Origin of the sequence: Azospirillum endophyticum (assembly GCF_016595245.1) — a bacterium.
In the GTDB taxonomy this organism is placed as follows: Bacteria; Pseudomonadota; Alphaproteobacteria; order Azospirillales; family Azospirillaceae; genus Azospirillum; species Azospirillum endophyticum.
On the sequence record NZ_JAENHM010000073.1, the window covers coordinates 653,730 to 666,127 of the forward strand.

The 12,398-nt window shown below is 68.3% G+C and carries 10 protein-coding genes; 6 read left to right on the forward strand and 4 right to left on the reverse strand.

Annotation, left to right across the window (positions count from 1 at the left end; genetic code table 11):
• The first annotated feature begins 8 nt into the window (after positions 1–8).
• A complete protein-coding gene (locus tag JHL17_RS29975) occupies positions 9–1,679 on the forward strand; it encodes an ATP-binding protein (protein WP_282189378.1) in 1,671 nt (556 codons plus the stop codon).
• A 106-nt stretch (positions 1,680–1,785) separates the two neighbouring features.
• Here the strand turns inward: JHL17_RS29975 and hutG are convergent, their stop codons facing one another.
• On the reverse strand, positions 1,786–2,610 hold the full coding sequence (hutG, locus tag JHL17_RS29980) for an N-formylglutamate deformylase (RefSeq protein WP_200198268.1): 825 nt from the start codon (positions 2,608–2,610) through the stop codon (positions 1,786–1,788).
• Positions 2,611–2,978: 368 nt separating this feature from the next.
• Between hutG and JHL17_RS29985 the strand changes: the two genes are divergently transcribed.
• The 5 genes from JHL17_RS29985 (at position 2,979) to JHL17_RS30005 (ending at position 8,122) form a co-directional block, all read left to right on the forward strand.
• Positions 2,979–3,482 carry a hypothetical protein gene (locus JHL17_RS29985; RefSeq protein WP_200198269.1) on the forward strand — a complete coding sequence of 168 codons (504 nt, stop codon included), beginning with the start codon at positions 2,979–2,981 and terminating at the stop codon, positions 3,480–3,482.
• Between the two features lie 58 nt (positions 3,483–3,540).
• Positions 3,541–4,785, forward strand: a complete 1,245-nt coding sequence (locus tag JHL17_RS29990) for a hypothetical protein (protein ID WP_200198270.1) — start codon at positions 3,541–3,543, stop codon at positions 4,783–4,785.
• 64 nt (positions 4,786–4,849) lie between these two features.
• On the forward strand, positions 4,850–6,082 hold the full coding sequence (locus JHL17_RS29995; protein ID WP_200198518.1) for a glycosyltransferase family 4 protein: 1,233 nt from the start codon (positions 4,850–4,852) through the stop codon (positions 6,080–6,082).
• Positions 6,075–7,067, forward strand: coding sequence for a GumC domain-containing protein (locus tag JHL17_RS30000; protein WP_200198271.1), 993 nt, complete (start codon positions 6,075–6,077; stop codon positions 7,065–7,067). The genes JHL17_RS29995 and JHL17_RS30000 overlap by 8 nt, the downstream gene beginning before the upstream one ends.
• The gene (locus JHL17_RS30005) at positions 7,064–8,122 is read left to right on the forward strand and encodes a glycosyltransferase family 2 protein (protein WP_200198272.1); all 1,059 of its coding nucleotides are present in this window, start codon (positions 7,064–7,066) and stop codon (positions 8,120–8,122) included. The genes JHL17_RS30000 and JHL17_RS30005 overlap by 4 nt, the downstream gene beginning before the upstream one ends.
• Here the strand turns inward: JHL17_RS30005 and JHL17_RS30010 are convergent.
• The 3 genes from JHL17_RS30010 to JHL17_RS30020 all read right to left on the reverse strand — a co-directional run bounded on the left by JHL17_RS30010 (position 8,032) and on the right by JHL17_RS30020 (position 12,266).
• Positions 8,032–8,499, reverse strand: coding sequence for a helix-turn-helix domain-containing protein (locus tag JHL17_RS30010; protein ID WP_200198273.1), 468 nt, complete (start codon positions 8,497–8,499; stop codon positions 8,032–8,034). The two genes, JHL17_RS30005 and JHL17_RS30010, sit on opposite strands and share 91 nt — an antisense overlap.
• Positions 8,500–8,634: 135 nt before the next feature.
• Positions 8,635–9,429, reverse strand: coding sequence for a glycosyltransferase (locus JHL17_RS30015; RefSeq protein WP_200198274.1), 795 nt, complete (start codon positions 9,427–9,429; stop codon positions 8,635–8,637).
• Positions 9,426–12,266, reverse strand: coding sequence for an SLBB domain-containing protein (locus tag JHL17_RS30020; RefSeq protein ID WP_247893892.1), 2,841 nt, complete (start codon positions 12,264–12,266; stop codon positions 9,426–9,428). Before JHL17_RS30020 ends, JHL17_RS30015 begins: the two co-directional genes overlap by 4 nt.
• Positions 12,267–12,398 lie beyond the last annotated feature (132 nt).

Consider the following 12,398-nt stretch of genomic DNA (forward strand, 5'->3'; position numbering starts at 1 on the left):
TGGGACGGATGCGGAATTTCTTTCGAAAGCGTCGTTCGGCCGCAGTGACGGACGAACGGCTGCCGGCCACCGGCGCTGCCGGTCTGGGTGGCACCGGGCATGGCGGTACGGCACCGGGCGGTGCGGGACTTGGCGGTGGCATCACCGGAGGAGGTCTCGGCGGCAATCCGCTGACCGGCGGACCGGGTATGGCCGGCCCCGGTGCCGGCGGCTTCACCAATGCACCGGGTTTCGCCCGGCCGGCCGGAGGGCACCTGCGTCCGATCGACGGAAGCCTGGGTGCCGGCCCTGGCGGGCGGGGTGGCTTCGAGGCGATGCGCGGCCCCGTCGCCCCGCGTCTGCCCGACGTGATCGACAACGAGGCCACCGGTGACCATCGTGGCCACATGTTCCCACAGCCGGGCGGCCGCGATGCCGAGGGCGAGCATGACTTGCCGCGCTTCACCATGTCGGTCAACGGGGGCTATCGCGGCGGAATGGGCGCCAATGCGCCCGCCATGCTGAAGGGCCTGACGCCGGAACTGAACGGTCTCCTGCGCGAAGCCTTCACCCCGACCCGGCCGAAGCAGCAGCTGAACGGCCTGTTCATCGGCCGCAACGACACCCTGCGCCGCATCATCTCCGCCATCGAGGAGGAGCGGGCGCACGTCATCCTCTATGGCGACCGTGGCCGCGGAAAGACCTCCGTCGCCAACGCGATCGAGAAGATCGCCGGGCAGGCGGGCTATCTCTCGCTGAAGCTGACCTGCAGCGGCGAGCTGAGCTTCGAGGACATCTTCCGGCACTTCCTGAAGAAGATCCCGTCGACCTACTACCGTTCGGCGCTCGACAACCCGTTCGCGGCACGGCGCAACTTCGCCAGCTTCAACGAGTTGCTGCCGGAGGGCACCTTCAGCGTCACCGAACTGAACGAGGTGCTGTCGGGCATCCACGCCACCCATGTGCTGCTGATCCTCGACGAATACGACCGCGTCACCGACGAGGATTTCCGCAACAAGCTGGCGGAGCTGTTCAAGAACCTGACGGACAGCTCGATCCCTGTCACCCTGCTGGTGGTCGGCGTCGCCGAGAATCTCGACCAGCTGCTGGGCAAGCATCCGTCGATCCAGCGCTCTCTGGTGCCGGTGCATCTGCCGCTGATGACCGATCAGGAGATCGGCCGCCTGATCCAGGCCGGGGCGCAGAATGCCGGCATCGAATTCTCTGCCGACGTGGTGCGGCGGATTGCCGAATTCGTGCGCGGCCTGCCCTACTATGCGCAGCTTCTGGGCCTGCATGCGGCTCGCAGCGCCGTCAGCCGAGGCAGCAAGCTGGTGGAAAGGCCCGATCTGGCCTATGCCGTCGCCCGCTGCCTGCAGGAAGCGGAACGCGGCATCGTCGAAAGCTATGCCCGCGCGCTGGCCGCCGACCGCCGGGCCGAATTGGAAGATGCGCTGCTGGCGGCGGCGCTTTGCCCGGCCGATGCCTATGGCGTGTTCGATCCCAACGATCTGGCGGGCGACAGCGGAGAGCTTCCGAGCGCCGCTACGCTCGATCTGCTGAAACGCCTGACGCGGGAGGACCATGGCGGGGTCCTAGCCCCGGTGGTGGAGCCGGGACTGGAACGCTATCGTTTCCGCAATCAGATGATGCGCCAGTACGTCCTGATGCGCCAGGCGAGCGAGCGCGGCCAGATCTGATCCATCCCCGATCAGGCCGTCCTTAGGCCCTTCCCCGGCGACGGGGGAGGGCCGCTCTTTCATATCCGCTCTTTCCCGCCAGGAGCGGCGTCGACAGGCCGGGGCGTTACAGGAACGCCGCCCGCCGTTGTCCGCTGGCTTTCTGCCAAGCCCATTCGACGGCGACGCTCAGCAGCCGCTCCAGCGGGGGCTTGACCTCCGCCGCCAAGTCCGGGCGGAAATGGTAAGGAGAATCCTCGTCCATGTAGGTGGACTGGGTCAGTTCCAACTGGATCGCGTGGATGTTCTCTTCCGGCTGGCCATAGCTGCGGATGATGAAGCCGCCCCGCAGGCGATCGTTCAGTGCGGCGGAATAGCGCTCCGACGCCGAAAGCACGTTCATCAGCCGGACGACCAGGGATTGGGCGGCACTGCTGCCGTCGCCGGTTCCCAGGTTGAAGTCGGGCAGGGTACCTTCGAAGAAGCGCGGAACCCGGCTGCGCACCGAGTGGGCATCGAACAGAATCGCCACCCCGTAGCGGTCGCGCAAGGCCCGCAGCTCAGTGCGAAGCTGATCGTGGTAGGGACGCCAGTAAGCGCCGACCCGCCGGTCGATCTCAGCCCGGTCGGGCTCAAGCCCCGGCCGGTAGATCGGCAGGCGATCGAAGGTGGTCAGCGGGCAGATCTCGGTCGGATCGAGTCCCGGCTGGAGGACGATGCCGGCGGGGTCGCGGTTCAGATCCACCGCGTAGCGCGAACAAAGCGCCGTCATGAAGCCTATTCCGAGTGCCGGGGCAAAGTGGTACAACCGATCGAGATGACGGTCGACGTCGGGCTGTGCCAATCCGTCCCCTGTCATCGTAGCGGCGATGTCCGGCGGAATCATGGTCCCGACATGCGGAATGCTGAGCAGGACCGGGGTTTCGCCCGGCTGGAAGCGGAAAGTTTCCATGGCTCGTCTCGTCATCGGAACGGCTTGCGATGGGCTGTGTGCAGTGCGGCAGCAACAGTGGAGGGACTATGGGGCGCAGTGCCGCGCCCCGTCAAACAGATTGCGTTTTTTTGAAAGCGACATGCCTCCGCACTGCGGAAAACCCGTCCTCGCGCCTTGGAGTCCCCGGCGCATCCTGCTGAAAAGCCGGTTGACCGTGGACCGCACTTGCCGGAGACTTGCGCGCAATCGGCGAGTGCCCGGCAGAAGGCGCCGCCCCGCACCGGACAAAGCTGTTCCCCGGCGACCGGAACAAAGACTTCCACGATACACGGCGCCAAGATTTCGCAGCCCCGGTGACGAAGCAACGCAGCAGGGGAGAAGCGACCATGAGCACTGCCACCCGTCTTGGCGCGGCCATGCCCGGCCGGCGCCAGATTCTGTTGCCGCTTGCGCTCGCACCCGTCGCCGGCTGGGCCGTCTGGGCCACCGGAACGTCGGATTTGCCGAGCCATCCCACCGGCCCCTTCCATTTGCCGTTGGACGAGACCACGACGATCTGGCGCGACCTGAGGGCCGTGCGGATGGGGGGCCTCGCCGGAGATCCGCAATTCCCGGTGAAGGTGTCGGCGTTGGACGGCCAGCCGGTCGTCGTCCGTGGCTTCATGGTGCCGCTGACCAATGGCGCCGCCCACAATCGCTTCATCCTGTCCGCCAATCCGATGGGATGTCCCGCCTGCGAGAGCCCCGGCCCGTCGACGATGATGCATGTCCACAGCGGGATCGCCCTGCTGGCCACGCGGGAACCGCTGATCCTTGCCGGTACATTGCGTCTGCGCCCGCAGGAGGGGCTGTTCTATCGACTGGACCGCGCCGAGCAGCGCTGGGCCTGACCGGCATCGTTTCTCTCCCCGGCCTCGGGCTGTCGCTGCGACGGACAGGCGGGGCGCCATGACGGCGGTGGCTATCAGGGGCGGCGCGCTGTCGACGGTGGCGGCGATGCTTCTCTACGGTGGGTTCTGCGTTCCCGCCCCACCGGCCTTGCGTGCCGTCGAGTGGCTGATCGGCCTGCTGACTGTCGCATCCATCGGCTGGAGATGGCCGCTTTCGGTGGCGATTGGCCATGCTTTGCGGACATCGCCGAACGAGGGGCCGAACGAGGGGCCGAACGAGGGGTGGATGCCGGTGGCGGTCGCCGCGTTCGCGTGGCTGCTGTGGGTGCCGCTGCTGCGCGGCGCGGCGTTGGGATGGGAGGCGGCCGATATCCTGCGCGACGTCGTGCCCCTGGTCTTCCTCTTCCTTCCCGTCCTTCTGGTTCCGGTGTTGCGCAGCGGCGGGCGGGCGGCCGTGCGTGCGTTGACCCTGTCGGTGGCCTTGGCCGGGCTGCTGTTGACCTTGCGCTGGTGGCAGCAGGCCGGGTGGGGGTTCGGCGCCATCGGCCGGCGGGCCATGGCCGATGGCGGCGTCTATCTGCTCAATGCACCATCGGTGCTGTTCGCCGCGGTGGCGCTGCCGGCCCTGGCATTGTCGCTGATCGGGGCCGGCAATCGGGTCCGGAACTGGTTTGCGGCATTTCCTTGTGCCTTGGGCGGGGCGCTTTGCCTTGGTGCGCTGGCTGGTGCGGTCCATCGGACGGCGCTGGCGCTGGCAGCGCTTTCACTCGCCCTGACCGCCTTGTGGTGGGTGCCGAGACGGCCTTGGCTGGTCATCCCGCTGCTGCTGGGGTTCGGACTGCTGGCTTATCTTCTCGGGGACGTGCTGGTCGGCGCATGGCAGCAGGTGGCGGAAAAGACTCGGCTGACCGGGGGCAATGCCCGTTGGGAGGAGGCCGCAGCGGTGATCGACAATGCGGTGGAGACGCCTTGGGCCTTGTTGTTCGGCGACGGATGGGGCGCCCGGATCGCCAATCCCGCGGTGGGGGGCTGGCGGGTCGGTTACACCCACATGCTGGCAAGCTATAGCCTGTTGAAGACCGGGCTCGTCGGCACGGTCGCATTGGGCGCCTATCTGGGGGCTCTGGTGCGGCCCTGGTTCCGGCTTTTGGTCGCCGATCCGCCATTGGCATTTTCTGTGGTTCCGCCATTGCTGATGGCGCTCTGCCTGCATACCAGCTTCAAGTATTTCGATACCGGTATCATCCTGTCATTGATGGTTTTGGCTGCGGAAGGCAGGAAAGGGTTGTCAGAACCGCGTTAGATATGCACACTTATGCGTGCAATTTTTGATCCGGTGTGCCGTGCCGATCGATCACGCCTCCGTCATGTTCGTCAATAGAGTGTTTCCGCCGCACCGTGGTGCAACCGGTCGCTGCCTATCGGACCTCGTCGGCAGGATCGCGAAGGCAGGCTGGCGGGTTACGGTGGTTTCGGACGGGCCGCGGTTCGATTGCGAGTCCGACGGGCACGACATCCTTCCCGGAGTCACGCTCTGCCGCACCGGCGGCGCGGTCACGGAAGGGGACCGGCCAGACGTCCGGGCCTATCTCGATTCGCTGTGTCGGCTGACCGGCAGGGCCTTGCGCCAGCCGAGGCACGACCTTGTCGTGACCATGACCGATCCTCCGCTGCTGGCATTGGCAGGACCGGTCCTGGCTGCCCGCCACGGAGCGGCTTCGCTGCACTGGTGCCAGGACCTCTACCCCGACTTGCTTCCCGTGCTGGGCGTGCGGATGCCCGCCATGCTTCGGCGGCTCGCCGGGCATGGCATGGCGCAGGCCTTGCGGCGGCATGACGGGGTGGCCGTCATCGGGCGCTGCATGCGCGAGCGCGTTATCGCGGCAGGGATGGAAGAGGACAGGGTGACGCTGTTGCCGAACTGGCCCGATCCGGCGATCCGCCCCTTTCCACAGGACGGCAACGGCTTTCGCCGGTCGCTGGGGTTGGAGGCGGGGGATGGCCGCTTCCTGGTGGTCCATTCCGGAACGCTTGGCTTGGCTCACCCGATGGATGGTGCTCTTGACGCCGCCGCCCGGCTGCAGGACAGCGATCCTGCCGTGCTGTTCCTGGTGGTGGGCGAGGGGAAGGGAATCGCCGCGCTTGAGGAGGCTGCGCGTCAGCGGGGATTGCGCAACCTGCGTCGGCTTCCCTGGCAGCCGGGCGACCGGTTGGCCGAGTGCCTGTCCGCGGCCGACCTGCATCTGGTGGCGATGGATCCGGCGGCCGAAGGAATGCTGGTCCCGAGCAAGCTCGCCGGGGTCCAGGCCGCCGGCCGTCCCTGCCTGTTCCTGGGACCGCAGGGGAGCGAAGCGGCCGCGCGGGTCGGGGGCTGCGGTCTGGTGGTCGATCCGTTCGATGGCGCGGCCATTGCCGAGGCGGTGCGTGCCTATGCCGCCGACCGCGACCGTTGCGTGGCAGAGGGACGGCGCGCTGCCCGTCTCGCCGCCGCCTGGACGGCCGACCGCGCCGCGGTGGCCTTCGCCGGGCTGGCCGAACGTCTCGTGACGGACCGCCGGGCAGTCCGGCCGGCGATGGGAAAGCCGCTACCCTATGCCTGACGGTGTCATCAACCCGCCTGTTCCGCAGGCGATGACGCTTGCCCTGCCGCCAGCGCATGGCGAGGAGGGCGATCTGCGTACGATCCTCCGCTCCCTCCGGGCGGGATGGCGCTGGTTGCTTGCCGGATGGTCGGCTGGGTTGGCGCTGGCTGTCATCGCCTTGTGGCTGGTGACCCCGGCCTACACCGCCACAATGGTCATCGGCCCGATGGCGCGGATCGGCGCCGCTGCGACGGGAAGCCGGGTCCCGGTGTCGAGCGGCCGCGACTCCGCGACCGGCGCCGAATCGGGAGCGGCGGACGAATCGCTGTCCGACTTCGCCCGCTATCTGGAACTGTTCGGCTCCGGTCCGGTGGCGGAGCAGTTGGCGCGGGAACCCGATGTGCTGCACGCCCTGTTCCCTGACCGCTGGGATGCGGGAGAAGGGCGCTGGCGCCCTCCACCGGGGCCGCTGCCGATGGCGAAGCGTGCATTGCTGGCTCTGGTCGGACGCCGGGACTGGGTGGAACCGGACGGGGACCGGGTGGAGCGCGCCCTGCGGGAGCGGTTGCTGATCGATATGCTGCGGTCGGGGCCGATGCGGCGCATCAGTTTCCGCCATGCCGACCGGGCGACGGCGGTCGATCTTCTCGGAAGGATCGCTGCCGCGACCGACGCACATCTCCGGTCGGAAGCGGCACGGCGCAGTGCCGCCCAGATCGCCCACATCAAGCTCCGGCTGGATGCGGTGACCGTGGCGGTGCACCGCCAGGCTTTGAGCGACCTGCTGCTGGACCAGGAGCGGGTGGCGATGATGATCGGCGTTGATCTGCCCTATGCCGCCGACATGCTCCAGCCACCGGCGGCCGGGATGCTGCCCGACTGGCCGAACCCGGCTGCAGTGGTTCCGCTGGCCGGACTGGTCGGACTGGTGGCCGCCGGTTTCGCCCTGTCGGCGCGCCATGCGCTGAAGGAGCATGGGACAGGCATGGAGAGGGTGCCATGACCGCGATTCCGGTCTCCGTGGTGGTGATGACGCGCAACGAGGCGGCGAACCTGCCGCTTTGCCTGCGGGCGCTTGACCGATTCGCCGAGCGCTTCGTGGTCGACAGCGGCAGCGACGACGGCACGCCGGACATCGCCCGCTCCCACGGCGCCCGGCTGGTGCCCTTCCACTGGGATGGCCGCTATCCCAAGAAGAAGCAATGGTGCCTGGACACTCTGCCCTTTGCCCATGACTGGGTGCTGTTCGTCGATGCGGACGAGCGGCCGACCGTGGAACTCGTGGAGGAGATCGACCGGCTGATGGCCAATTCACCGGCTGCTTTGCCGGCGGGTGGCCTGCACCCGGCCGCCTACTGGATCGACGGCCGGCCGGTCGTCCGTGGCCGGCGGCTGCGCTTCGGCTGCTGGAATCGCAAACTTGCCCTGCTCGACCGCCGGCGGGTGCGATTCCCGGAGCAACAGGACCTGGATGTCGCCTCCATGTGGGAGGTGGAGGGGCATTACCAGCCGCTGGTGGACGGCACGACCGGACGCATGCGCCACCCGATGGACCACGATGACGCCAAGCCACTTTCAGCTTGGTTCGACCGTCACAACCGCTATTCGGATTGGGAGGCGGCATTGCGCGCCGACGGCCGGATGAAGCGGCTGATCGACGCCGAACCGGATGGCGCTCCGGGATTTTTGCCCGGACTTGCCCCTGTCATCGGCCGGCGGGTGCAGAAGCGGCTCTTTCAGCGCATGCCCGGCCGGCCGCTCTGGGCTTTCCTGCATGCCTATGTGCTTCGCCTCGGCATTCTCGATGGCGCCGCAGGATTCGACCACGCGCTGGCGCGCGCATTCTATTACTGGCAGGTCGGGCTCAAGCTGCGCTCCGCCAGGCAGGCGGAGACGCCCGATGCCCGCCTCCCGCCGATGCGCAAGCCCTCCGAACATTCCCGGACCGCCCCGTCCGGGGATGATCCTTATTCCTCGACCAGCGCGATCCGGTCGCCTCCCAGTGCCTTCAGCAGGTCGAAGGTGCGCTTGCGCACGCCCGGATCCTCGATCCGGTAATAGGCCCGAACCAATTCCAGCGTCTCCCGGCGTGCCATCGATTCGAATTCGTCCGTCTCGCTCATGCTCTCGACCGGCATTTCGGCCGTGATCTGATCAGGCGATGGCATGTCGTCGAAGAAATAGCTGACCGGCACGCCGAGAACCTGCGAAAGGTTGTAGAGGCGGCTGGCGCTGATGCGGTTCGAGCCCCGTTCGTACTTCTGAAGCTGCTGGAAGGTGATCCCGACCGCTTCCCCGAGCTTTTCCTGACTGAGGCCGAGCAGGGTGCGGCGAAGCCGCAGGCGGGCTCCGACATGGATGTCGATGGGGTTGGGACCTTCGCCACGGCGCGACAGGGTGTGGGCGGAGGCGAGTTTGGTCTTGGTCGCGCTCATAAGGTCGTACCTCGAAGGGAAAGCCATGGGGCGGGCGCCGCGAAAATACTTAGTTCAGGAAGTAAATTCTATGCAACCATTTGTGCGTATCAATGGCCCGTTTGGGTGAAAGTGGGAGGTCCGTTGCGAAAGCCATTAAGTTTCCGGGCGCCGGAAACGTAATTTCGCGTATAGTGCGGGGAAATGATGGCGTACTGCCAGCGCGACTCGCTGCAGTGCGGCAATCGCAGCCGTGCGAGCCATCCCGTGGCCGAAATGGCGTTGTCTGATCGCAGCCTGTTCGTCTCGTCCTGCATCGGCGTTGCGTTGCGATAAGCCGCCGGGTGCGAACACGCAGACGGGCCAGCCCAGCCGCACCGCCCGCCCGCGGTCCAGAACAGCGAGCGTGAAGGCGTAATCGGCGGCGATCCGATAGGCCGAGTCGAAGCGAAGCCCCGTCAAGGCACCGATGCGGTAGGTCATGGCCTGATGGTGGGTGAACATGCCGAGAAACGCCCAGCGGTGGGACCGGGCGCGCTTCAGAAGGATACGTCCGTCGCCCTGACGTTCCAGCGCATCGCCGTAGAGAAGAGCGCAGTCCAGATTCCGGGCAATCGCCTGCGTCAGCCGCGCCGCGCCGTCATCCGCCGCCAGCCGGTCCCCGGCGTTCAGAAACAGGACATGGCTGCAGGCGAGCCGCCGCGCCGCGTCGAGCGCGTCGTTCATCGCGTCGTAAGGCCCCGAGTCGGGAGACGAACGCCACCAGACGGTGACATGCGCATGGGCGGCCAGCCACTCGGCCGTACCATCGGTCGAAGCGCCGTCGGCGACCATCCAGATGACATCCGGACCCAATTGCCCGCAAAGGCTTTGATAGGTGTCGGCCAGACCGGCACGATCGTTGCGGACCACGGTCAGGATGCCCAGGCGGAACGGCGGGGGCGCCGTCATCGCGTGATCACCGAAACGGACGCTGCCGTGATCGCCAACTGGCTCAGAATGTTTCCGATCGCCTTGGTGGCGTCCAGCCCGTCGAAGGGGTGTGGATCGCGCGGCACCACCAGGATGGATCCCGGTGGGATGACGTCCACACGATGGTTCCAGGAAGACAGGGCCAGCGGCCGTGCCCGGCCGTCGGGCAGGATCAGAAAACTGCGGCCGGTGTCGGCGTCGCGTGTGGTTCCGCCCGCCTCGTCCAGGTAATCCTCGGCGGTCTTGCCGCTGACGAATTGCGCCGCGGTGGGGTGGAGGACCTCGCCCGACACCGCCACGGTCAGCGGCCGTTTCGGGATCAGGATGCGGTCGTCGGGTTCCAGCAACGGGTCGAGGTCCCGGCGGGTTCGCAGGACGGCTGGATCCGCCTCCACCACCACGCGGCCGAGAGGCTCGGCACCGCGAAGCTGGGCGGCGAGCTGGCGGGCCAGCGCGACATTCTCCGCCTTTACCGGCTCTCCCTTTTCCACCTCCAGCGCCAGCGAGCGCTCCAGCTCGCGCGCTTGGCGCTGGAACTGTTCCTTTTCGCGGCGGCGCTCGCTCTCGCGGGTCACGATGGCCCCGGCGGGATAGGCATCGTCCATCAGCCCGCCGGCCCGCGCGATCAGGGACGACAGCGTCTCGCCCCTGCCGATGTCATAGCGGCCGGGACGGCGTACCGCCCCTTCGATGGAGACGGCGCGCGCCTCCAGCGCCTGCGGGCGGGGATTGATCCGCAAGGCGTCGCCGGGAGCGATCGGGCGGGTAGCGTCCCGGGCGAGATCGACGCCGCTGCGCATGCCGTTCGCCTCGGTCAGCTCCGCCGCCGCCGGGTCGGCATCGGCGGACAGACCGCCCGCCGCCGCGACCAGGGACGCCAATGGTGTGCGGTCGGCGAGCGGATAGCCGCCGGGGTCGCGCACGGCGCCGCGCACCTGGACCGTCCGCTCGCCGACCACGGCGACGATGGCGGGGTCGAGCAGCGCTGCCAGCATCGGCGGTTCGCTCTCGGAATCCGCCGCGGCTTCCGTCCCCGGGGGGCCGGACTTCACAAGGCTGCGGATGTCGTCGGCCGCGAACAGGTGGATGCGGTCGCCGTCGGCCAGTCCACGGTCCGCACGGCCGGCGGCGACCTCCTGCGGAGAGAAGGGCAGATAGGCGCGGATCAGGGTCCGCCGATCATAACGTTCGACGATACCCAGCAGCGGATAGACGTCGCGCTTCAGCGCCTTGCCGTCCGCCAGCGCCTTGCGCAGCGTGGTTCCGGCCACCAACCGGCGGGTTCCGGGGCGGCGGACATGGCCGATCAGTTCATAGTGGGGTGCATCCGATTCGACGATGGTCTCACGGGCGCCGGCGGTTTCGGTCCCGGCTTCCAGACCGCCGGCGATGGGATAGAAGCCGGGGCGCGGCACGCCGGTCAGGCGCAGCACCGAATGGCCGAGGGCGAGCGGCAACAGGTCGGGGACCGTCGTGAACACCGGCGGGCAGGGAGTGCGGGCGCCAGTCAGGGTGGCGGCGGCGCGGGCCTGCGGACCGGTGGCGAGCGGCCCGTCCGGTTCCGCCGCCAGGATTCGGGCCAGTGCGACCAGACCGGGGCAGGCATCCTGCGGTGGCTGGCGTTCTCCGCGGAGCAGGTCCAGCACCGGCTCCGAGGTCAGGAAGTCGATGTCGGAAGCCCCCAGCACGAAGAGCGTATCGCCCTCCGCCAGCCGGCGGCGATCGCGCCCCTTCAGAACGGCTGAAAGATCGACCGGCCGCAGGCTGCGCTCCGCGGTCGCGGGGGTGGTGCTTTCCAGTGCGGCGAAGGGCAGATAGGGACCGGGGAGCAGATCGGCCCGGGACAGCAGCCCCTCCAGGGTCGTCTCCTTGGTCCAGGCCCGCGGACCGGGACGCAGGACATGGCCTTCCAGCCGGACCTCGCCGCGGCGATCCTCGCGCTGCGGCGCGAACATCAGCAGGTCGCCGTCGCCGAACCGTCTGGCGTCGGCGTCCGTGATCTCCTCCGCCGTTTCTTCGCCCGCCGGGCCGATGCCGAATCGCAGGAACCGGCCACGGCCGGGTCGCAGGGACCCGCCGGCCAGATCGCGCAACTCCATGGCAGACAGTGGGTTGCCGGACGGGAGCAGTTCGTAGATTCCCGGCCGCTTCACCGGGCCGGCCACCGCGACCGTGGCGCCCAGCGGCGGGATGAACAGGCGATCGCCGTCGTGCAACGGAACGTCCGCATTGCCGGCGGCCCCTGCGATCTGCAGGGCGTAGAGGTCGACGGTGACGCTGCCGCCGGCCCGCATCAGACGGACGGTGCGCAGGCTGCCGCTGCGCTCGACGCCGCCGGCCGCCGACAGCGCATCGAGCACGGTGGCGAAGGCGCTGATCTCCTGCCGGCCGGGACGGTGGACGGCACCGGTGACCAGCACGCCGATCCGCCGCACCTCCGCCAGCGATGCGAAGGCTTCGGTGCCGGGCCAGGTGGCGGTGACCAGGGCGGCCAGTTCCTGCCGCAGGGTGTCGAGCGTCAAGCCGGCCGCCGTCAACGGGCGCAGGTCGTCCACCACCAGCTGGCCGTTGCGGTCGATGGTGAAGCGCTTGCTGTAGGATTTCTGCCCGCGCAGGGTCACCAGCAGGGCGTCGCCGGTGTTCAGCACATAATTGCCCTGAATGGCGCCGGGCGCGGCCCCGATTCCCGCAGTCGCGTCTCCGGCGGGCGCGAACAGCCCATAGCCGAACTGGCGCAGGGGTTCGCCGGCACGGGCGGAATAGGCGGCTTCGAGGGGAGTGACGGGGAGGGGGGAGGGCGATGATTGTGCTGGCAATTGCGCGGGTGAAAACTTCGTAGGCGTCGGCTCGGCTGCCAACACGGCGAACGCCCACAGAATCGATGCCACCACCGGCACCAAAAGGGCGAATATCCTGCACGCAGCAGCCAGCATCGACGTCGACCACCC

Bases quoted from the DNA above. Each gene is read 5' to 3' on its own strand.
- JHL17_RS29975 (WP_282189378.1), top strand. From the start codon at position 9: ATGCGGAATTTCTTTCGAAAGCGTCGTTCGGCCGCAGTGACGGACGAA.
- hutG (WP_200198268.1), bottom strand. From the start codon at position 2,610: ATGGAAACTTTCCGCTTCCAGCCGGGCGAAACCCCGGTCCTGCTCAGC.
- JHL17_RS29985 (WP_200198269.1), top strand. From the start codon at position 2,979: ATGAGCACTGCCACCCGTCTTGGCGCGGCCATGCCCGGCCGGCGCCAG.
- JHL17_RS29990 (WP_200198270.1), top strand. From the start codon at position 3,541: ATGACGGCGGTGGCTATCAGGGGCGGCGCGCTGTCGACGGTGGCGGCG.
- JHL17_RS29995 (WP_200198518.1), top strand. From the start codon at position 4,850: ATGTTCGTCAATAGAGTGTTTCCGCCGCACCGTGGTGCAACCGGTCGC.
- JHL17_RS30000 (WP_200198271.1), top strand. From the start codon at position 6,075: ATGCCTGACGGTGTCATCAACCCGCCTGTTCCGCAGGCGATGACGCTT.
- JHL17_RS30005 (WP_200198272.1), top strand. From the start codon at position 7,064: ATGACCGCGATTCCGGTCTCCGTGGTGGTGATGACGCGCAACGAGGCG.
- JHL17_RS30010 (WP_200198273.1), bottom strand. From the start codon at position 8,499: ATGAGCGCGACCAAGACCAAACTCGCCTCCGCCCACACCCTGTCGCGC.
- JHL17_RS30015 (WP_200198274.1), bottom strand. From the start codon at position 9,429: ATGACGGCGCCCCCGCCGTTCCGCCTGGGCATCCTGACCGTGGTCCGC.